The organism is Mesorhizobium caraganae (assembly GCF_016836705.1).
In the GTDB taxonomy this organism is placed as follows: domain Bacteria; phylum Pseudomonadota; class Alphaproteobacteria; order Rhizobiales; family Rhizobiaceae; genus Mesorhizobium; species Mesorhizobium caraganae.
Genome location: NZ_JAFCGY010000009.1, coordinates 114,689 through 136,363, shown reverse-complemented (window position 1 = coordinate 136,363; position 21,675 = coordinate 114,689). Strand labels below are relative to the sequence as shown.

At 64.4% G+C, this 21,675-nt stretch carries 12 protein-coding genes; 4 read left to right on the top strand and 8 right to left on the bottom strand.

Going from position 1 to position 21,675, the window contains the following annotated elements; all coding sequences use genetic code 11:
• Positions 1-14: 14 nt before the first annotated feature.
• The 7 genes from JQK88_RS18090 to hutI form a co-directional block, all read right to left on the bottom strand.
• On the bottom strand, positions 15-1,787 hold the full coding sequence (locus JQK88_RS18090; RefSeq protein WP_203279005.1) for a glucan ABC transporter ATP-binding protein/ permease: 1,773 nt from the start codon (positions 1,785-1,787) through the stop codon (positions 15-17).
• 343 nt (positions 1,788-2,130) lie between these two features.
• Positions 2,131-10,710 carry a glycoside hydrolase family 94 protein gene (locus JQK88_RS18085; protein ID WP_203279004.1) on the bottom strand — a complete coding sequence of 2,860 codons (8,580 nt, stop codon included), beginning with the start codon at positions 10,708-10,710 and terminating at the stop codon, positions 2,131-2,133.
• Between the two features lie 312 nt (positions 10,711-11,022).
• Complete coding sequence (locus JQK88_RS18080) at positions 11,023-11,601, bottom strand: HutD/Ves family protein (protein WP_203279003.1); 579 nt, start codon at positions 11,599-11,601, stop codon at positions 11,023-11,025.
• Positions 11,602-11,613: 12 nt separating this feature from the next.
• Positions 11,614-13,284, bottom strand: coding sequence for a urocanate hydratase (gene hutU / locus JQK88_RS18075; RefSeq protein WP_512699812.1), 1,671 nt, complete (start codon positions 13,282-13,284; stop codon positions 11,614-11,616).
• A 28-nt stretch (positions 13,285-13,312) separates the two neighbouring features.
• A complete protein-coding gene (gene hutG, locus JQK88_RS18070; protein WP_192253008.1) occupies positions 13,313-14,125 on the bottom strand; it encodes an N-formylglutamate deformylase in 813 nt (270 codons plus the stop codon).
• Position 14,126: 1 nt separating this feature from the next.
• A complete protein-coding gene (hutH, locus tag JQK88_RS18065) occupies positions 14,127-15,665 on the bottom strand; it encodes a histidine ammonia-lyase (RefSeq protein WP_203279001.1) in 1,539 nt (512 codons plus the stop codon).
• Positions 15,662-16,891: an imidazolonepropionase gene (gene hutI / locus JQK88_RS18060; protein WP_203279000.1), complete on the bottom strand. Its 1,230-nt coding sequence runs from the start codon at positions 16,889-16,891 to the stop codon at positions 15,662-15,664. The genes hutH and hutI overlap by 4 nt, the downstream gene beginning before the upstream one ends.
• Before the next feature lie 97 nt (positions 16,892-16,988).
• Between hutI and JQK88_RS18055 the strand changes: the two genes are divergently transcribed.
• On the top strand, positions 16,989-18,341 hold the full coding sequence (locus JQK88_RS18055) for a formimidoylglutamate deiminase (protein ID WP_203278999.1): 1,353 nt from the start codon (positions 16,989-16,991) through the stop codon (positions 18,339-18,341).
• Positions 18,338-19,078 (top strand): histidine utilization transcriptional repressor HutC, encoded by a 741-nt coding sequence (gene hutC, locus JQK88_RS18050; protein WP_203278998.1) that lies wholly within the window; start codon positions 18,338-18,340, stop codon positions 19,076-19,078. Before JQK88_RS18055 ends, hutC begins: the two co-directional genes overlap by 4 nt.
• Before the next feature lie 174 nt (positions 19,079-19,252).
• On the opposite strand, the gene JQK88_RS18045 is transcribed toward hutC, so the two are convergent.
• Positions 19,253-19,597, bottom strand: a complete 345-nt coding sequence (locus tag JQK88_RS18045; RefSeq protein ID WP_203278997.1) for a RidA family protein — start codon at positions 19,595-19,597, stop codon at positions 19,253-19,255.
• Between the two features lie 237 nt (positions 19,598-19,834).
• Between JQK88_RS18045 and JQK88_RS18040 the strand changes: the two genes are divergently transcribed.
• Entirely contained in the window at positions 19,835-21,034 is a 1,200-nt protein-coding gene (locus tag JQK88_RS18040; RefSeq protein WP_203278996.1) for a GTP-binding protein, read from the top strand.
• A gap of 119 nt (positions 21,035-21,153) precedes the next feature.
• A complete protein-coding gene (locus JQK88_RS18035; RefSeq protein ID WP_112565008.1) occupies positions 21,154-21,492 on the top strand; it encodes a protein tyrosine phosphatase family protein in 339 nt (112 codons plus the stop codon).
• Positions 21,493-21,675 lie beyond the last annotated feature (183 nt).

Sequence of the window (21,675 nt, the reverse complement as noted above, 5' to 3'; positions counted from 1 at the left end):
GGAAAACCTTGGGATCACGCCGCTTCGATATTCACAGTGCGGCTGAGGCGGCGGACTTCCTCGTCGTTGAGCAGGCCGCCGGCGCGCAGCAGGCTGGCGAAACGGCCGTTCCGCAGCGACAGTTCGGCAAAACCGCCCATCTCGACCACCTTGCCCTTGTCCATGAACACGACCAGATCGGCGTCGCGAACGGTGGTCAGGCGGTGGGCTATGATGAAGGTGGTGCGGTTGCGCCGCAGTTCATCGATCGCTTCCTTGACGCGGTCCTCGGTCTCCACGTCGAGCGCGCTGGTCGCCTCGTCGAGCACCAGGATCGGTGCGTCCTTCAGCACGGCGCGGGCAATGGCGATACGCTGACGCTCGCCGCCCGAAAGCTGGCCGCCACGCTCGCCGACGACGGTGTCGTAGCCGGCGCTCTTGGCCAGGATGAAATCCTGGGCAGCGGCAGCATTGGCGGCGGCATGGACTTCGTCATAGGTCGCCTCGGCGCGGCCGACACGGATGTTGTCCTCGATCGAGCGGTTGAGCAGGCCGGCATCCTGGAACACGGTGGCGATCGAGTGGCGCAGCGACTTGCGGGTCACCGTGCGGGTGTCGATGCCGTCGATCAGGATACGGCCGTGGGACGGCGAGAAAACGCGCTGCAACAGATTGATCAGCGTCGTCTTGCCGGCGCCGGTCGGGCCGACGATGGCAACGGTCTGGCCAGCCTGGACCTCGAACGAGACGTCATCGATGCCCTGCCCCGAATTGCCGAACTCGAAGCCGACATTCTCGAAGCGGATATGGCCGGTGACATCGGTGAGATCGCGGAGGCCATCCGGCTCGGCGGCGTCGGCGGCAGAGTCCTCGAGATGGTAGAAGTCCTCGAGCTTGGCGCGGGCTTCCGAAATCTGGTTGGCGAAAGCCGACATCTGGTCGAGACGAGCGATCAGCAGCGTGGCAAAGCCGGTGAAGGCGATGACGTCGCCGATCTTGAGCTGGCCATGGGTGACGAGATAAGCGCCGATCAGCAGCACGACCATCATCGAAATGGTCGACGACAGGCGGTGCAGCGCATTGGCCATCGCCCACCAGTCGAGCACGGGGTTCTGCGCATCGAGCAGGTTCTTGACGTAGCGGCGCAGCGTATCGGCCTCATGGCCGAGACGGTTGTAGCTCTGCAGCACGGCGACGTTGCTGACCGAGTCGGTCACATGCGCAAACACCTTGTGATAGTGGCGCTCGACGGCGGCCTGGCCTGCCTTGGTGCGCTTCATCACCAGGCGGCCGATACCGACATAGAGAACGCCAAGGCCCATCAGCACCATGGACATGCGCAGATCCATGGTGATCGCGGTGGGGATCAGCAGAGCAAGCGCAACGGCCGTCGACAGATGCTGGCGCATGAATTCAAGCCACAGGCTGAACAGCGTCTCGACAGCGCGCAGCAGCGTGTGCAGCGCGTTGGAGGTGCCGCGCTGATGGTGCCAGGCAAGCGGCATGGTGATCACGCGCTCGAAAGACTGGCACAGCACTTCGCTGCGGCGCTTGTGGGCAAAGCGGTCGGCGCCACGCGCCACCAGCACGAAGGCAATGATGTTGAAGGCGCCGAGGCCGGCCCAGAGAGCCAGCGTCGAAAACACCGAACCCTTATCGGAGATGGCGTCGATCACCCGACCGAACATGATCGGCTCGAGGATGGCGATGATGGCAAGCACGACATTCGCACCGCAGATCAACGCAACGCGTTTCCTGTCGGCTGCGAGATAACCCAGCGCTCTCCAGTAGATTTGCAGAAGTGACACTTCAGCTACTCCGCCCAAACATTCATTGTGCACTGCACCATTTCTTGACACGTATCGGTTAACGGGTCGCAAAACAATGCCCGTCTACCTCTTCCGTTCCCATTCTGCGAACAAAAGATGACGACGCTGCGAAATCTGCCGTGATCACCTAACGGTTTGAGATAAAAGGTGAAATGTCAGTCTTGCGGCAAAATCATGGCATGTGCCCAAGGCTGCCACATTTTTAATCATCCACCCCGGCAGCGCCAATACATAAGAAGCAGGGCTGCTTTGCGCTATGCGCATGACCAAATAGAAACGCGCGCCCTGAAAGGCGCGCGCAAATTGGTTCAAGCCTTTGATTTTACGCTGGTATCTTGACGACCACCTCGGTCTTTTCACCGGCTTTCGGCTCAAAGCCGGAAGACTTTGTCTTGGTTCCATTGACTTCGAGCGAGATGGTCTTGGCCTTTTTGTCGCGGATGACGCGAACCTGGACCTCGGCCCCCAGCATCTTGAGCGTTGCCGAATAACCGTCCCAGTGGCTGGGCAGTTTGGGCCGGAACGTGATCTGCTTGCCGCGCCGCTCGATGCCCAGAATGCCTTCGACGGCGGCACGGTAGAGCCATCCGGCTGAGCCCGTGTACCAGGTCCAGCCACCCCGACCGCCCTTGCCTTCACCCGAATAGATGTCGGCGGCGACGACGTAGGGCTCGACCCGGTAGTGCTCGGCCGACGCATCGTCGAGCGCATGGTTGACCGGGTTCAGCATCGAGAAGCAGCGATAGGCATCGTCGGTGCGGCCCATTTCGGCGAGCGCGATGACGAACCAGGTCGCTGCGTGGGTGTACTGGCCGCCGTTCTCGCGCACGCCAGGCGGGTAGCTCTTGATGTAGCCGGGGTCCTTTTGCGTGTTCTGGAAGGCCGGGGTGAACAGCTTGACGATCTTGAGCTTGTCGTCGACCAGCAAGTTCGTCGCCTGCTGCATCGCCGTGGTCGAGCGCGCCGGGTCGCCCTCGCCGGAGAGCACGCTCCACGACTGCGCGATCGAGTCGATCTTGCACTCGTCCGAATTGTGCGAGCCGAGCGGCGTGCCGTCATCGTAGCTGCCGCGCCGGTACCATTGGCCGTCCCAGGCGGTGCTCTCCAGTGCTCGCTTCAGCACGTCGGCCTGTTTTGTCCAGGCCTGAGCCCGCTTGGTGTCGCCTTGCCCCTTGGCGACAGCCGCAAAGTCGCCAAGCGTCTTCAGCAGGAACCAGCCAAGCCATACGCTCTCGCCTTTGCCTTGCTCGCCGACGCGGTTCATGCCGTCGTTCCAGTCGCCGCCGAGGATCAGCGGCAGCCCGGCCGGACTGCTGCGCTTGACCGCAAGGTCGAGCGCCCGCGCGCAATGGTCGTAGAGCGAGGCATGCGTCTTGGAGATCTCGGGGGTGAAGAAAGCATCATGCTCGCCCTCGCCCAGAACCTGCCCGTCGATGAAGGGCAGCTGCTCCTCGAGTATCCCTGTATCGCCAGTCACCTCGATGTACCTGTTGGTGGCGTGCGCCAGCCAGACCACGTCGTCCGAGATCAGGGTGCGCACGCCGGCGTCGGTGCGCGGCAGCCACCAATGCTGGACGTCGCCTTCGGGGAACTGCCGGCGCGCCGCGTTGAGGATCTGGTCGCGCGCCAGCTTCGGATCATGCGCCAGCAGGGCCAGCGTGTCCTGCAGCTGGTCGCGGAAGCCGAAGGCGCCGCTCGCCTGGTAGAAGGCCGAGCGGGCGCGGATGCGGCAGGCCAGGCTCTGATACGGCAGCCAGTGGTTGACCATGGCGTCGAGCGCCTTGTCCGGCGTCTCGACCTGGATGGTGTCGAGGAAGCCGCGCCAGACGCGTTCATTGTCGGCAAGCCGCTGGTCAAAATCCTTGCCCGAATGGGTCTGCACCAGCGCGCTCGCTTCGGCCGGATTGGCGGCATCGCCGAGCAGCCAGACGAGCGTGACGTCGCCCCCGGCGGGGATGTCGACGTCGCTGGCGACAGCCGCGCAAGGATCATCGCCTGCCTCGACGCGGCCCGACAGGCCGGCGCCGCTGACCACGGCGTGCGGGAAGGCGCTGGTGCCCTGCCTGCCGATGAACTCGCCGCGATCGGCTGTCACCGAATGCACCGGCCCGGCAGCGGCCAGGAAGGCCACCCGGTCGCCGAAATCGAGCCCGTACGGGTTTTGCGCCAAGAGCGCGCCGGTCGCCGAATCCCTCGACGGGATGATGGTGGCCGCCGTGCTCGAACGATGGCTGCCGAGAACCCATTCGGCATAGGCATAGACGCGCAGCCGCGCCGGTGCCGAGCCCGAGTTCTGGATGCGCAGCCGCGTGATCTTCACCGGATCGGTGGGATCGACCACATGCGTCAGATCCATCGACAGCGGGCCGCGCTTCGACCGGAAGGTCGAAAAGCCCTGGCCGTGCCATGTCTCGTAAGTCATCGAGGGATCGCGCACTACAGCGGCAAGCGGCGAGAACGCCTTGCCGCTTGCATAGTCGTGGATGTAGACGCCCTCGCCCGGTCGGTTGGTGACCGGATCGTTCGACCACGGCGTCAGCTGGTAGTCGCGGCTGTTGCGGCTCCAGGTGAAGGCGGCCCCCTCAGCCGAGACATGGAAGCCGAACGAGGCGTTGGAGACGACGTTGATCCACGGCTGCGGCGTCGTGCGCCGGCCGGCAAGGCGGGTGACGTAGTGGCGGCCATCGCCTTCGAAACCGCCGAAGCCGTTCCATTGGCTGAGGCCGCTGCCGTCGGCACTGGCGTCAGACGCTGCATGGTATGCAGGCGCCACCGGCACTGGCAGAGCCGTTTCGCGAAGGGTCGCAGCACCCGCCGGCTGCAAGGCATCGCGGGCCTGCAAGGCTGCCGCCTCGGCGCGCTCGATCTGGTCGAAGATGGTGCCATTACGGGTGTGCAGCACGACGCGGGCGACGGCCAGCAACGTCTTGTAGGTCGCTTCGTCCATCAGGTCGCGGCGCACCGCGAAGATATGCTGGCGCGGCCCGAGCTCCTTGCCGCGCAAGCGGCTGTTTTCGCACAGCGTCTCGACCGCGCGCTGCAGGTCCTGCACATAGGACGAGGCCTGCTCATTGACGACGACGAAGTCGATCATCATGCCGCGGGCGCGCATATACTCCTGGAAGCGCAGCGCCTGGGCGACGATTTCGAGGTCGGCGACGTCGCCGATGCGGACCAGGAAGATCGGGAAATCGCCGGAGATGCTGGTCGGCCACAGGCTGGACTGCTTGCCCAGCCCCGAAGCAATGGATTCGGCCGGCAGGCGCAGGAACGGATCGGGATAGATCAGATAGCGTGCCAGCTTCTGCACATTGGCGGCGTCGGTCAGGCTGAGGCCAAGGTGGCGGGTCTGCACCTGCGAACGCGTCCAGGCGAGCATCGCCTGGCGAGCGAAGCTTTCGGGATGGTCGAGCCTGGCGATGGCTTCGTCGAGTTCGGCGCGGTTGGCACCAACGGCGGTCCAGAAGGTCAGCGAGATCTTCTTGTTGGCCGGCACCCGCACCTGGCGGCGCAGCGCCGCGACCGGATCGAGCGTGAAGCCATGATGGCCGCCAAGTTTGGCGCCCGGATCGAAAGCGGCGGCCTCGGCGATGGTGCGGCCACGGCCGATAAAGGCGCGGCGGTCGGTCTCGGCCTCGGCATCGCGTGCCGATCCCGACGGATCGGTGACGAAATGCACCATGGTGAGGTCGGGCTCGTTCTTGTCGCGCTTGCGCCTGGTGGCGAAGATGGCGCCGTTGTTGGCAGCGATCTCGGTCTCAATGAACATTTTCGAGAATGCCGGATGGGCGTTGTCCGAAGCTTCGTTGCCGAGCACCAGTTCGGCAAAGGAGGTCACCTCGATATGCCGGTCGGTAGCGCCGTCATTGTAAAGGGTGACGCGCCGTCCTTCGCCATTGCCTTCCGAGATGACGATGCACTCGACCTCCGAACGCAGCGAACCCACTGTTTTGACGAAGCTCGCCTTGTCGTCGGAAAAAAGCGTCTGCACTCTCTCGCCGGTCGCCTGCCTCGGCTCGGCGGTGGCCGACCACCAGTCGCCGCTGCCGGCATCCCTAAGGAAGATGTAGGAACCGAGCCGGTCTTCGGTCGGATCGGGCTGCCAGCGGGTGACGGCGAGTTCGCCCCAGCGGCTGTAGCCGGAGCCGGTTGCCGAGACCATGACGGAGTAACGGCCGTTGGACATGACGCTGGTGGCGCGCAGCGCCTTCAGCGGGTCGAGGACAATGCGGGAATCCGGGCTCTCGACCTCGGTCTCGTCCTTCGAGCGCTCGTCGGCTTCTGTCCTGACGGTGGCGGTCGGGATGTCGCGCGGCGCCCTCTCCTGCAGCAGGAGTTCGGCAGACTCGATCACCGGATCGCTGTGGAAGCGGTCACGCAGCCGGCCTTCGAAGATGGCGTCGGCAACGGCGGCGATCGACATGCCGGAATGGTGGGCCATGTAGTTCAGCACGACAGCGTGGTCGGTGCCTTCCGGCACGCGCTGCGGCGTGAAATCGACGGCGTCATAATAGCCGTGCCGGCCCATCGCGCCGATAGAGCGCAGCCGGGCGAGATTCTGGACGGATTCGCGCGGTGTGAACTGCGCTGCAAGGATCGTGGCGTAGGGCGCGATCACCGTGTTCTGGCCAAGACCGCGCTTGAGGCCAAGTCCGGGCACACCGAAATTGGTGTACTGGTAGGTCAGTTCGCGGTCGCGGGCGTTGTAGGCCGCTTCCGAAATGCCCCACGGCACGTTCTTCGAGCGCGCATACTGGATCTGGCGCTTGATGATCAGCTTGCTGGTCTGGTTGAGGATCGAGCCCTGCGGCTCCTTCATCACCAGCGGCGGCATCAGATACTCGAACATCGAGCCCGACCAGGACATCAGCGCGCCCTGGAAGCCTATCTCGACAATCGGCCGTCCGAGCCGGAACCAGTGCTCGGTCGGCAGATCGCCCTTGGCGATGGCAAACAGGCTGGTCAGCCGCGCCTCGGACGCCAGCAGGTCGTAGCAGCTTTCGTCGAGCTGGTGTTCCTCGACCCGGTAGCCGATCGAGAGCAGTTTTCTTTCCTGCCGCATCAGGAAGGAGAAATCCATCTCGAAGGCATAGCGCCGGCAGCGCTCGCGCAGCGCCAAGAGCTTGGCGCGCAAGGCCTCGACGGCGTTCTCGTCGCTGTGCGAGTCGTGCACATGCGCCTCGCAGGTCGCTTCCAACCGCGCTGCCCAGTCGGCGATGACATCGCTGCGCTGCGATCCGGCCTCGGTGTGAATGGCGGTGGCGAGCTTGCGGATTTCGCCGGCAAGCACGGCCAGATTGATGGTGCGGATCGAGGCCATCTCCGGCTGCGCCTTGATGATCAGGACGGCACGCCGCATGCCGTCGAGGCGGTCGGCGAGTCGCTGGCGCAGCGGGCGGAGCTGGCGGCGGTCATCGGGCAGGTCCTCGAGGCTCTCGTCGAGGATGGTCACCGTGTCGAGGACGCCTTCGAAATCGCCCTGCAGGTGGACGGACGGGGCTTCCGCCCATTCGGCGCAGGCTGCCGCCACCGCGACCAGATGGCCGGCGAGATTGCCGCTGTCGACCGCCGAGATGTAGAGCGGATAGAGCGGCTTCAGCGTCGTGGTGTCGTACCAGTTGAAGAGATGACCGCGATTGCGCGGCATGCTCTCGATGGTCGTCATTGTCGCGTCGATGCGAGTGATGGCGTCAGAGAGCGCAATCCAGCCGAAATCGCGCGCCGATACCACCGACAGCAGATAGACGCCGATATTGGTCGGCGATGTCCGCGGCGCCACCACCGGCGCAGGGCTTTCCTGGAAATTGTCGGGCGGCAAGTTGTGATGCTCGGCGGTGACGAAGGTTTCGAAATAATGCCAGGTGCGGCGCGCCACGGTGCGCAGTGCGTGAATGTCGGCCTGCGATATGCGCAGGCGGTCCTCGGTCTCGGCAGAACGGCTGATCCAGCAGGCAACGGCCGGCGAGCCGATCCAGAACAAAGCGAAGAAGAAGGCGACGAAGGCGCCGGTGGAATCGGCCAGCACGGGGATAGCGAGACCGACGACGCCGATGATCACGGCGCCATACATCATGCTGTAATAGGAGCCGAGGTCGTTGTCGCCGCCCTTGTGCGCCTGCGACGCCGTGCGCCACTCCAGGAGGTTCTGGCGGCTGACGAACAGGCGGTAGAGCGTGCGCACGATGGCGTCGCCCATCATCCAGGCATTGTGCGCCATCAAAAGCACTTTCAGCGCCACCAACGCGGTGCCGAAGACGGTGTCACGCGCCAGAGCGGAGAAATGGCCGCGCGGCGTCTGGTCGCCACTCTTGGGCAAGATGGCGTTGATGACATCGAAGGTCGGCGCCATGAACAGCGAGAGGATGAGCAGCGCCTGCCATTGCGCGGCCTGCGTGAAGGGCAGCAGCGTCCAGCCGGCGATCGCCGCCATCACCCAGAAGATCGGGGTCAGCGAGCGGCGCAGATTGTCGATCATCTTCCAGCGCGACAGCGCCGGCACCCCGGAACGCGGGCTGAAGATGAAGCGCAGCAACTGCCAGTCGCCACGCGCCCAGCGGTGATGGCGCGAGGCGTCGACCGAATAGCGGGTCGGATAGTCCTCGACCAGTTCGACGTCGGTGACGAGCGCCGCACGGGCCAGCGCACCTTCAAGCAGATCGTGGCTGAGGATGGTGTTTTCCTCGATGCGTCCCTTCAGCGCCGCCTCGAAGGCGTCGACGTGATAGAGGCCCTTGCCGGTGAACGAGCCGTCGCTGAAGACGTCCTGGTAGAGATCTGACACGGCAAAGACGTAAGGGTCGAGACCGCTGTTGGACGAAAAGACACGCTGGAAGAAGGAGGCATCGTCGCCGCTGGTGAGCGATGCCGTGATGCGCGGCTGCAAAATGGTGTAGCCGGCAGTGACGACGCGCTTTGCCGCGTCGAAATGCGGGCGGTTGAGCGGATGGGCGAGCTTGCCGACCAGCGACGACACGGCGTCGCGCGTGGTGCGCGTGTCGGCGTCCAGCGTCATGACGTAGACGACCTTTTCCGGCAGCGGCACGTCGAGCGGCAGGAAGGTGGTGTCGCTGTCGCCGCGCAAGAGAAGGTTCAGCTCGTGCAGCTTGCCGCGCTTGCGCTCCCAGCCCATCCAGGCGCCCTGCGCCTGGTTGTAGAGCCGGCGGCGATGCAGGATATAAAAACGCGGCGCGCCCTCGGAGGGGTAGCGGGCATTGAGCCTGGCGATCTCGTCGCGCGCATATTGCAGGATCTCGATGTCGGCGGCATCGATCTCTGTCTTGGAATCCGGCCAATCGGATAGCAGCGCGAAATGGATTTCGTCCGCGGTATTGGCGAGGTGATGCACCTCGATGTTGCGGATGTTTTCCTCGACATCGTCGCGCGAGCCGATCAGCGACGGAACCACGACCAGCGTGCGTGAGGCAGCCGGGATGCCGTGCTTGTAGTCATAACCAACCAGCCGCGTCGGCTTCAGGAACAGCGAAACGACAGTGTTGAAAAAGGCGAGCGCACCTTCGCTGGCCGGCACAGCAAACAGCGCCAGCATCAACGTGATCGAGGGAACCGAGAGCCCCAGATGGGCAAGCGCATTGCCTGAGACAACCAGCAGCAGCACCGTCAGCAGGAAGACGGGCACCACGATGCCCAGCCAGCCGGTGCTGGTGAAGGCGCGCTTGACAGTCACATAGAAAGGCGGCCGGTAGCCGATCGCCTTTTCCAGATCCGGCCGGCGCGGGCCGACCAGAAAGAAGCCGACATCGGTATGCATGGTCGGATCGGCCGATGCATCCGGCACGCCGGAGGCATCAGTGACGCCGGGGACATGGCCGGCAAGCTCGATCGCCTTTTCGGCGACGCGGAATTCGGAGAGATCCGAGCGGCGCGCCAGTTGCTCGATCGACGTGCGGTACTGGTCACGCGAAAAGAAATCGAGCGCGGCGAAATCGGTGCGCTCGCGCAGCAGCGTGTCGATGCGGCTGACGCCTTCGAACCAGACCGTCCAGTCGACGTCGTTGATAAGCCGCAGGCCGCGGATGATGTTGCCGGTGGTGACATTGCCGCTGGACAGCGTGCGATGCTCGGAAATGATGATTTCCTCGGCGTCGGAGCCGGTCTTCTCGAGCTCGACCTCCAGCCATTCCAGCGCCCTGCCGGCATTTTGCGAGCCGTCGCGCAGGCGGTAGAGCAACTGCGTGGCAAAGGTGGTGTCCTGGGCATGGGCGCCATAGCTCGACAGGATCTTCTGCCGGTCGGCATTGTCGTCGGTCGCCAGAACCCGGTCGGCGACCTCGTTGGCGATGTGGCGCATCTGCCTGGTGCGGTCGACGCGCACGGCGATGCGGCGCAGGTTTTCGATCAGCACGAAGCGCAGCAGCGACGGCAGCGCCCAGAGTTCGCCGATCTTCAGCGGCTCGACCGACTGAAAGCCTTCGACGATTGCCTTGAACATGGTCGCCGAGACCGAACTGTCGGAATGGGCGACATAGCTCCAGGCCAAGGCCAGCGCGCGCGGCACGGCCTCGCCATCGGACAGTTTCAGGGTCGGCAACTGCCGGTAGAAACGGCGCGGCAGGTCGCGCTTGACCTGAAAGATGGTCTCCTCGACCAGATAATTGTTGTCGAGCAGCCATTGTGCGGCAGGCGTAATGGTTTCGCCCTTGGCCTGGGCGGCATTGGTCGAGCGGTAGACTTCGAGGATTTTCTTGGCACTGTCGCGGATGCGGGCCTGGAAATCGAAAGGCGTCAGGCCGAACAGGTCCTTGACGTCGCCCTTGGCGAGGCTGTCGCCCAGCGCGCGCAGACGCTCTTCTGGCAGGAAATTGGAGCGTATCGGCTCTTCGGTGATGGCCGGGAAGCTGGCGCTGGTCTTTTCGATCTGGGCAGGATTTGTCTGGATATTCATTGAAGATTCCGCATGGGGGACGCGATGCGGCGTCACCGCCACGGCAATGTCCCTAAAACCGATTCAAATGCAATTGGTTGCATGATTACACTGGCCGAAAGTTTTGCTTCGCACCACTCCAGGAGCGTTATCCCTTCGACATTTCAAGGAGGGGCTTTCGACAACTAAAGGACGAGCACCCCTGCCCTCCCGTCCGCCTTGGAACGACGGAAGGATTCAGGCTTTTTCGTGATCCAGGCAACAGCTTACGCCAGATTTCTCCGGCGTGCGATCATGTTTGGCAACAGGCGTTAATCGTTGCTGGCGGCGCGGCTAGCCCAGGCTGGCGATCCGGATCACGAACACGGTCGTCGGCCGCATCGGTTCCACGTGCAATTGGGCGACGTCTGGGCCGATCACGAGCGTGTCACGAGGTCCAAGCCGGGACAGTGTCGGGTCGGTCACGCCGACCTCGCCGTCGAGCGGCAGGATAAGGGTCGTTGCGGTCGTCGGACGGATATCGGTCGGGGCTGAAACCATGAGGCGCTCGACCGTATGGGTCGCCCGCCCGCGGCGGGTCATGACGTTGAGGTCGGTGATCGGGCCAGAGATCAGCGCAGCCGTGGTCGCCACATCGGCGGGGAAGGACACCGGGGCGGAGGCTCCGGTCACCTCGGCAGCCGGCCGGCCGGCTATGTCGAGGATGATGCCCTCGCCTTCCAGCACGGCAAGCGTGCGGTCGACGCCGGCAAAGCCGGAGAACGGGCCGCCGCCTTCGACACGCGCCATCGAGACGCGCCAGTCGAAGTCGTCAAGCCCGGCACCGTCAGGCACGACGGCGATTTCGGTCGTCGTGCCGCCGCCATTCTTCCACGGCATGGAGCGGTAGTCGGCGGCACGAAGGATGCGCATCGGTTCAGCCAATCAGCCGAGAATGCCGGGCAGATTGAGCTGGTGCTCTTTGGCGCAGGCGATGGCGATGCCGTAGCCGGCATCGGCGTGGCGCATGACGCCGGTCGCCGGGTCGTTCCACAACACGCGCTCCAGGCGCCTTGCGGCGTCCGGCGTGCCGTCGGCGACGATGACCATACCGGAATGCTGCGAAAAGCCCATGCCGACGCCGCCGCCATGGTGCAGCGATACCCAGGTGGCGCCCGACGCGGTGTTGAGTAGGGCGTTGAGCAGCGGCCAGTCGGAAACGGCGTCGGAGCCGTCCTTCATCGCTTCCGTCTCGCGGTTCGGCGAAGCCACCGAGCCGGAATCGAGGTGGTCGCGGCCAATGACGACGGGCGCCTTGAGTTCGCCCTTGGCGACCATCTCGTTGAAGGCGAGGCCGAGGCGGTGGCGGTCGCCAAGGCCGACCCAGCAGATGCGCGCCGGCAGGCCCTGGAACGAGATGCGCTCGCGCGCCATGTCCAGCCAGTTGTGCAGATGGGTGTTTCCGGGGGTGAGCTCGCGCACCTTGGCATCGGTCTTGTAGATATCCTCGGGATCGCCAGACAGTGCCGCCCAGCGGAACGGGCCGATGCCCCGGCAGAACAGCGGCCTGATGTAGGCCGGCACGAAGCCCGGGAACGCAAAGGCGTTTTCGAAACCCTCGTCCTTGGCGACCTGGCGGATGTTGTTGCCATAGTCGAGCGTCGGCACGCCGGCGTTCCAGAAGGCGACCATCGCCTCGACATGCTCGCGCATCGACGCGCGCGCCGCCTTCTCGACAGCCTTGGGGTCGCTGACGCGCTTCTCGCGCCACTCAGCCATCGTCCAGCCCTTGGGCAGATAGCCGTTGATGGGGTCATGCGCCGAGGTCTGGTCGGTGACCATGTCGGGGCGAATGCCGCGGCGGAACATTTCCGGCACGATCTCGGCGGCATTGCCGAGCAGGCCGACGGATTTCGCTTCGCCGGCCTTGGTCCAGCGCTCGATCATTTCCATCGCTTCGTCCAGCGTCTCGGCCTTCTCGTCGACATAGCGAGTGCGCAAGCGGAAATCGATCGAGTCCGGATTGCATTCGATAGCGAGGCAACAGGCGCCGGCCATGACGGCGGCAAGCGGCTGGGCGCCGCCCATGCCGCCGAGGCCGCCGGTCAGGATCCACTTGCCTTTGAGGTTGCCGTTGTAGTGCTGTCGGCCGGCTTCGACGAAGGTCTCGTAAGTGCCCTGCACGATGCCTTGCGTGCCGATATAGATCCAGGAGCCGGCCGTCATCTGGCCGTACATCATCAGGCCCTTCTTATCGAGCTCGTTGAATTTGTCCCAGGTCGCCCAGTGCGGCACGATGTTGGAGTTGGCGATGAGCACGCGCGGCGCGTCGGTGTGCGTCCGGAAGACGCCGACCGGCTTGCCCGACTGCACCAGCAGCGTCTCGTCCTCATTGAGTGTCTTCAGCGACGCGACGATGCTGTCGAAATCGTTCCAGGTGCGCGCGGCCCGGCCGATACCGCCATAAACGACCAGCTCGTTGGGGTTTTCGGCGACGTCCGGATCGAGATTGTTCATCAGCATGCGCAGCGGCGCTTCGGTCGTCCAGTATTTGGCATTGAGCTTGTCGCCGCGCGGCGCACGCACTTCGCGGATGTTGTGGCGAGGATTGTTCATCATTGTCCCTTTCGAGTAAGGCGGCGGCTCAGCGCCCGGCCCAGTCAATGGCGGTTTGGAGAATTTTCGTCAGCGTGGCGCGCATCGGTGCGGCGAACTCGGCATCATAGGGCACTGGCCAATTGTCCGGTTCACCCTTGCCCTCGGGCTCGCGCAAATAGCCGCGATCGGCAAGTTCCATCTGCAACGCATGGTAGCCGCCTTGCGGGTTGCCGAAATAGCGCGTGATCCAGCCGCCCTTGAAACGGCCGTTGATGACATTGCTTTCACCGCTTTCGGCCATGATCTGGCCGACCAGCGCCTGCAGCGCCGGATCGGCGCTCTTGCCGTCATTGGTGCCGAGGTTGAAGACCGGCAGCGTGCCATAGAACAGGCGCGGCAGCACCGACCGGATCGAGTGGCAATCGTAGATGACGATTTTTTCGTGCAGGCCGCGCAGCCTGACGGCCTGGGCCGCCAGCATTTCATGGTAGGGCACGAAATAGGATGTGCGGCGCTGGTCTATCTCCGACGGCGTCGGTTCCGCACCGGGCAAATAGAGTGGATCGCCGTCGAAGGTCTCGGTGGGGCAAAGCGTGGTCGTCGTCTGCCCGGGATAGAGCGAGGCGCCGGAGGGATCGCGGTTGACGTCGATGACGGTGCGCGAGATCGACGTATGCACAACCGTCGCACCGAGGCCGGCGGCAAAATCATAGAGATTGTCGATCCACCAGTCGCAATCGCGGCGGCCGAGCCAGGGCGAGACCAGCCGGTTGTCGATGCCGGCGAGATCGATGCCGGTGTGCGGGATCGACACCAAAAGAGGTGCGGTGCCTTCTGTGACTGTCAGCCAGTCGGTCATGTCAGGCTCCCGAGATCGAAGGTAGTGTTACCGCGCCGGCAGCCTTGATGGTGGCGCCGCTGCGCACCATGGCGATGGCCTTTTCCATGTCCGGGTGGAAATGCCGGTCCGTGTCGAGATGCGGCACCTCGGAGCGGACCAGCTTGCGCACGGCTTCAAGGGCCGCGCTCGACGCCAACGGTGCATGGAAATCGCAGCCTTGCGCGGCGGCCAAAAGTTCGATGCCGATGACGGCCGTGGCATTCTCCACCATGCCGATCAGCCGGCGGGCGCCGTGCGCCGCCATCGAGACATGGTCTTCCTGGTTGGCCGAGGTCGGGATGGAATCGACGCTGGCCGGATAGGCCTTCTGCTTGTTTTCGGAAACCAGTGCCGCCGCCGTGACCTGCGGGATCATGAAGCCGGAGTTCAGGCCGGGCTTCGGCGTCAAAAACGCCGGCATGCCGGAGAGCGCCGGATCGACCAGCATGGCGATGCGGCGTTCCGACAGCGAGCCGATCTCGCAGACGGCGAGCGCGATCATGTCGGCGGCGAAAGCCACCGGCTCGGCGTGGAAATTGCCGCCGGAGAGCGCGGTATCGTCCTCGGCGAAGATCAGCGGATTGTCGGTGACGCCATTGGCCTCGGTGCCGAGCGTATCGGCGGCCTGACGCAACACGCTGAGGGCTGCACCCATCACCTGCGGCTGGCAACGCAGGCAGTACGGGTCCTGCACGCGCTCGTCGCCGACGCGGTGCGATTCACGGATGGCGCTGCCGGCCATCAGATTGCGCAGCGCTTGCGCCGTCTCGATCTGGCCGGGGTGCTTTCTCAAGAGATGGATGCGCGGATCGAAGGGTGCATCCGAACCCTTGGCGGCGTCGGTCGACAGCGCGCCGGCGACCAGCGCCGACTGGTAAAGCACTTCGGCCTCGAACAAAGCGGCCAGCGCATAGGCGGTCGAGAATTGAGTGCCGTTGAGCAGTGCAAGACCCTCCTTGGCGCCGAGCGTCACCGGCTCCAGGCCGTGCGAGACGAAAGCAACCTTGGCCGGGAAGCGGCCATGCGGGGTAAAGCATTCGCCGACGCCGATCATCACCGCGGTCATGTGCGACAGCGGCGCGAGATCGCCGGAGGCGCCGACCGAGCCTTGCGCCGGCACCACGGGGATGACGTCGTTGGCGAGCATTGCTTCCAGCAATTCGATGGTTTGCGGCCGCACGCCGGAAGCGCCCTGCGCCAGGCTGGCGAGTTTTAGCGCCATCATCAGCCGGACCACCGCGACCGGCATCGGCTCGCCGACGCCGGCGGCATGCGACAGAACGATGTTGCGCTGCAGCGTTTCGAGGTCGGCGGCCGGAATACGGACGCTGGCCAGTTTGCCGAAGCCGGTGTTGATGCCATAGACCGGCTCACCCTTGGCAACGATGCGGGCGACTGCCTCGGCGCTGGCCTTGATCTTCGGGCGACAGGCAGCGTCGAGCTTCGGCACGGCGCCACGGTAGATCGCGCGCCAGTCAGCCAGCGTCGCATTGCCGGGCTTCAGGTTGAGTTCGGTCATTGTCCTCTCCAGATGCGGGCATGAAGCGGGTTGAAGCCCATGCGGTAGACGAGTTCGGCCGGGCGCCCGATGTTCCAGATCGCCAGGTCGGCGGATTTGCCTGCCTCGAGCGTGCCGGTCTGGCCGAGCAGGCCGAGCGCGCGGGCGGCCTCGCGGGTGGTGCCGGCCAGGCATTCCTCGACGGTCAGGCCGAACAAGGTCGCAGCCATGTTCATGGTCAAGAGCAGCGAGGTCAGCGGCGAGGTGCCGGGATTGTTGTCGGTGGCGACGGCCATCTTGACGCCGTGCTGGCGAAACAGGCCGATCGGCGGCTTCTTGGTTTCGCGAATGAAATAGTAGGCGCCGGGCAGGATCGTCGCCACGGTGCCGGCCTTGGCCATCGCCGCAGCACCGGCGTCGTCTGTATATTCGAGATGGTCGGCCGACAGCGCGCCATAGCGGGCGGCGAGTTCGGCGCCGTGAAGGTTGGACAGTTGGTCGGCATGGAGTTTGACCGGCAGGCCGAGTGCCCTGGCTTTGTCGAAGACGCGGGCGATCTGCTCCGGCGAAAAGGCGATGCCTTCGCAGAAACCGTCGACGGCGTCGGCCAGGCCCTCGGCGGCGATGGCCGGCAGGATTGTGTTGGCGACCAGATCGACAAACGCGTCCTTGTCGCCCTTGGCTTCCGGCGGCAACGCATGCGCGCCGAGGAAGGTGGCGCGAACCGTCACCGGCCGCTCCTTGTCGAGGCGCCGGGCCGCGCGCAGCGACTTCTGTTCATTTTCGAGATCGAGCCCGTAGCCCGACTTTACCTCCACCGTCGTGACGCCCTCTGCCATCAGCGCATCGAGGCGCGGCAGCGTCTGCGCAACCAACTCGTCTTCGCTGGCAGCGCGCAAGAATTTGACGGAGGAGACGATGCCGCCGCCGGCACGGGCGACCTCTTCATAGGTGGCGCCGGCCAGCCGCATCTCGAACTCGTTGGCGCGGTTGCCGGCATGGACGAGATGAGTGTGGCAATCGATCAGGCCGGGGGTGATCCAGCGGCCTTCGCAGTTGGTGGTCTCGCTGCCCTGAGCCAGGGCTGACGGCATGTCTGCTTCCGGCCCGGCATAGACGATGACGCCGTCGTGGGCGGCGATCGCGCCCTTCTCGACGATACCCAGTCCGGCTTCGGCCATGGTCGCCAGGCGCGCATTGCGCCAAAGGTGAAGGTCCCCTGCCCGGCTTTTGTTCTGTGCCGCCATCATCTTTTTCCGTTTGATTGGATGGCGATTATGTATATACATATTAGAACGCACTGCAAGTGCTATTGTCATCGGAAATTCGGATTCGGAGAAAAACGTGACGGCGATCTTTGCGGAACAGGCGCTGCTGGCCGATGGCTGGCATGACAAGGTGCGGATCTCGCTGAGTGGCGGTCAGATCGCGAAGGTCGAGCCGGGTTCTTCGCCGCAGGCCGGCGACGAGCGGCACGCCATTGTTGTTCCAGGCATGCCGAACCTGCACAGCCACGCCTTCCAGCGCGGCATGGCAGGGCTGGCTGAACTGCGCGGCCCCTCGGCCGACAGTTTCTGGAGCTGGCGCGAGGTGATGTACCGCTTCGCGCTGTCGATGACGCCGGACCAGGTCGAGGCAGTTGCCGCACAGCTCTATGTCGAGATGCTGGAGGCCGGTTTTTCGCGCGTCGGCGAGTTCCACTATCTGCACCACGACCGCGACGGAAAGCCCTACGCCAACCTCGCCGAGATGGCCGAGCGCATTGCCGCCGCATCGGTTGAGACGGGCATAGGCCTGACGCTGCTGCCGGTGTTTTATGCGCATTCTTCGTTCGGCGGCGCCGCGCCCAACGAAGGCCAGCGGCGATTCATCAACGATGTGAATCGCTTCGGTCGCTTGCTTGAGAAAAGCCGCGAATCCGTTCGCGCGTTGAATCAGGCTGTCGTCGGCGTTGCCCCGCATAGCCTGCGCGCCGCAACGCCCGAGGAACTCGGCGTCGTTGCCGCGATGGCGCCGGACGGGCCGATCCACATCCACGTCGCCGAGCAGGTGAAGGAGGTCGAGGACTGCCTCGCCTGGTCGGGCGCGCGGCCGGTCGAATGGCTGCTCGCCAATGCCGGCATCGACAAGCGTTGGTGCCTGATCCATGCCACCCACATGACCGTGACTGAGATCATCGGCATGGCGAAAAGCGGCGCCATTGCCGGCCTTTGCCCGATCACCGAGGCCAATCTCGGCGACGGCACTTTCGCCGCGCCGCTGTTCACCGAACAGGGCGGCCGCTTCGGCGTCGGCTCCGATTCCAATGTGCTGATCGGCCTGCCGGACGAATTGCGCCAGCTCGAATATTCGCAGCGCCTTGCGCATCGCGCCCGCAATGTTCTGGCGGTGGCTGGCGGCTCGACCGGGCGCGCACTGTTCGACGCAGCCCTCGACGGCGGCAGCGTGGCGCTGGGCGCCGGTCCGTCGCGGATCGCCGCCGGCGGTCCGGCCGATTTCGTCTCGCTCGACCAGAACCATCCCTCGCTTGCCGGCAAGAGCGGCGATGCCATTCTCGATGCCTGGATTTTTGCCAATGGCGGCAAGGTCGATTGCGTCTGGGTGCATGGTAAAAAGCAGGTCAGCGGCGGCCGGCATGCCAGGCGCGAGGCAATCGCCGAGCGTTTTCGCCAGGTGATGATGGCGCTTTCGGCATGAGCATGATCGAGACAGCGGCGGTGGAAGGCGGCGGCTCGCTGCACCAGCGCATCCTGTCCGACATCAGCGAAAAGATTCTGTCCGGCGTCTGGGTGCCGGGCTTCCGCATCCCGTTCGAGCACGAACTGACGGCCGAATACAATTGTTCGCGCATGACGGTGAACAAGGCGCTGTCGCAACTGGCCAAGGCCGGGCTGATCGAGCGCCGCCGCCGTTCGGGCAGTTTTGTCCGCCAGCCGCAGTCGCAGGCGGCGGTGCTGGAAATCCATGACATAAGGATCGAGGTCGAGGCGCTCGGCCTGGCCTATCGCTACGAGCGCGTGACGCGGCAGAAAAGGCGCAGCAGCGCCGAGGATCGTGGCTTGCTGGAACTCGGCGCTGCCGGACAGGTGCTGGCGCTCGAATGCCGGCATTTCGCCGGCAAGCGGCCGTTCGCGCATGAGCAGCGGCTGATCAATCTCGCCGCTGTCGCGGAAGCCGCTGAGGAAGAATTTCTCGACATCGCCCCCGGCCCCTGGCTGATCGGCCGCGTGCCATGGAGCGAGGCCGAGCACCGCATCCGCGCGGTGGCGGCGGACAGGCACATTGCCGAAGCCCTCGACATCGCAACCGGCGCGCCATGCCTGGTGGTCGAGCGCCGGACCTGGAGCGCGGAGTATCCAGTGACGCAGGTGAGGTTCACCTACGCCGCGGAGAGCCACACGCTGGTGGCAAGGTTCAGGCCTTCGCAAGGGTAGCGCTTTCTACCCTCCCCCTCGAGGGGAGGGTCGCGGAGCGAGTGCCGCACGGCGGCACTAGTGACGCGGGGTGGGTAGGTGCAGCCTCGCCGACCCCACCCCGTCTCACAGTCTCCGCTTCGCTTTGACTGTTCGCCGACCCTCCCCTCGAGGGGGAGGGTAAAGCGCCGCGCCTCAGATCGCCGCCGTAATAATAATCTCGACCGTGTATTCCGGCCCTGCGAGCTTGGCTTCGCCGGTGGCGCGGGCGGGCGTGTTGCCTTGCGGCACCCACTTGTCCCATTCCTTGTTCATCTCGGCAAAGGTGCCCATGTCGGCCAGCCAGATGATCGCTTGCAGGATCTTGGTCTTGTCGGTGCCGGCCTTGGCCAGCAATTCGTCGATGGTGGCCAGGATCGACTTGGTCTGTTCGCCGACGCTGGCGCCAGGCGTCCCGACCTGGCCGGCGAGGTAAACGATGTTGCCGTGAATGACGATCTGGCTCATGCGCGGGCCAACATCGATGCGACGAATGCTCATGGGAGGTTCCTTCGTTGGTCGGTGGCGCCTGTTTAGTGGCGCTGCCGGCTTCGGGCAAGGCCGGCTGAACGAAACCGCTTGAGCCAACGCACGGCGAATTGAACCCGTGCGGTTTCATTTCGGGGGGCTAATCTGTTGACGTATGTAATAATATAACATACCAGATCGATCCCCTACCCTAGCCGCGCGGATCGCCACACCATCCCGCCCATCCGCGCCGAACCTTCGGATACAGACATGCTGCAAACCTCCAAAACCAAACGCCTGCCCGTCACCGTGCTCTGTGCCGGCAAGACCACGCTTTTGAACCACATTTTGTCGAACCGCGAAGGCCGCCGCGTTGCCGTCATCGTCAACGACATGGGCGAAATCAACATCGATGCTGAGCTGGTGCGCGACGGCGCCGACCTGTCGCGTACCGATGAGCGACTGGTGGAAATGTCGAATGGCTGCATCTGCTGCACGCTGCGCGACGATCTGCTGAAAGAGGTTCGCGCGCTCGCTGAACAAGCCCGCTTCGACTATCTCCTGATCGAATCCACCGGGATTTCAGAGCCGCTGCCGGTCGCCGCGACCTTCGATTTTCGCGATGAGAATGGCGACAGCCTGTCCGACGTCGCCCGTCTCGACACGATGGTGACGGTGGTCGACGCGCTCAATCTGCTCAAGGATTATTCATCGTCCGATTTCCTCAAGCAGCGCGGCCAGTCGCTTGGCGAGCAGGACAGCCGGGCGCTGGTCGACCTTTTGGTCGAGCAGATCGAATTCGCCGACACTGTGGTGCTGAACAAGGTCGGCGTCGCCAACTCGCAGCAGCTGGATATGGCGCGGCTGATCGTGCGGGCGCTCAATCCCGATGCCGAGATCGTCGAAGCCGATTTCGGCAAGGTGCCGCTCGACAAGGTGCTCGCCACCGGGCGCTTTGATTTCGATAAGGCGCAACAGAACCCGCTCTGGTTCAAGGAGCTCAACGGTTTTCGCGACCATGTCCCGGAGACTGAGGAGTATGGCATCCGTTCCTTCGTCTACCGGGCGCGAAAGCCGTTCGAGCCAACGAAGTTCCAGGCGTTCATCGATCGCGCATGGCCGGGCGTGGTGCGCGCCAAGGGCTTTTTCTGGCTGGCGACCCGGCCGCATCACGTCGGTGAAATGAGCCATGCCGGCGCGCTGGTCAGGACCGAAAAGCGCGGTCTTTGGTGGGCCGCCGTGCCGCAGGAGCGGTGGCCCGACCATGCCGAATGGCGCGAAAGCATGCGACCCTATCTCGATCCGGTCTGGGGCGACCGGCGCCAGGAGATGGTGTTCATCGGCTGCGAACCGATGGATGAGCGGAAAATCCGCAGCGAACTGGACGATTGCCTGGTCGAGACGGAGGACTTCCGGCCCGAACTGTGGCGCGGACTGCCCGACCCGTTCCCGACCTGGACACATGGCTGAGGTGGATTTTGCCCGGGGGAATGGCTATTTGCGCAAAAGGATTTCCTGTTGCGCGGATTGCCGACCTCGCTCGAGAGTGGCAAGACTCTGCGCCAAACCAGATTGCGAGGATGAGAGCCATGGAATATCGCGAAATCAGCGAGGACTATTCGGTCTCGGGCCAGATCCAGCCCGAAGATGCCGCCGCCATCAAGGCCGCCGGCTTCAAGAGCGTGATCTGCAACCGGCCGGATGACGAGCAGCCCGGCCAGCCTTCGGCCGACAGCGTCAAGGCGGCGGTCGAAGCCGCCGGGCTGGCCTTCCGCTACATCCCGGTGATCAGCGGCCAGATCACCGCCGAGAATGTCGAGGATCAGGCCGAGGCGCTAGACGCGCTCGAAGGGCCGGTGTTTGCTTATTGCCGATCTGGAGCGCGGTGCACGAATTTGTATGGGCTTATTCAGCAGTCGAAGGGGTGAAGGGTTAGGGCGATTGCCAAGGCCACTTCCACAAGTTGGCGACCCTTGGCGCCCCCTCTGTCCTGCCGGACATCTCCCCCCCACAGGTGGGGAGATTAGCGCTTCGCCGGTGACGCCTTTCCTGCAACGCTAGCGATTGGCGAAAGCCCGCACGACATCTGATCTCCCCCCCTCGTGGAGGAG

Coding starts and splice junctions, on each gene's coding strand:
- JQK88_RS18085 (WP_203279004.1), bottom strand. CDS start 10,710: ATGAATATCCAGACAAATCCTGCCCAGATCGAAAAGACCAGCGCCAGC.
- JQK88_RS18080 (WP_203279003.1), bottom strand. CDS start 11,601: ATGCGCATCCTTCGTGCCGCCGACTACCGCTCCATGCCGTGGAAGAAT.
- hutU (WP_512699812.1), bottom strand. CDS start 13,284: ATGAACAATCCTCGCCACAACATCCGCGAAGTGCGTGCGCCGCGCGGC.
- hutG (WP_192253008.1), bottom strand. CDS start 14,125: ATGACCGACTGGCTGACAGTCACAGAAGGCACCGCACCTCTTTTGGTG.
- hutH (WP_203279001.1), bottom strand. CDS start 15,665: ATGACCGAACTCAACCTGAAGCCCGGCAATGCGACGCTGGCTGACTGG.
- hutI (WP_203279000.1), bottom strand. CDS start 16,891: ATGGCGGCACAGAACAAAAGCCGGGCAGGGGACCTTCACCTTTGGCGC.
- hutC (WP_203278998.1), top strand. CDS start 18,338: ATGAGCATGATCGAGACAGCGGCGGTGGAAGGCGGCGGCTCGCTGCAC.
- JQK88_RS18045 (WP_203278997.1), bottom strand. CDS start 19,597: ATGAGCATTCGTCGCATCGATGTTGGCCCGCGCATGAGCCAGATCGTC.
- JQK88_RS18040 (WP_203278996.1), top strand. CDS start 19,835: ATGCTGCAAACCTCCAAAACCAAACGCCTGCCCGTCACCGTGCTCTGT.
- JQK88_RS18035 (WP_112565008.1), top strand. CDS start 21,154: ATGGAATATCGCGAAATCAGCGAGGACTATTCGGTCTCGGGCCAGATC.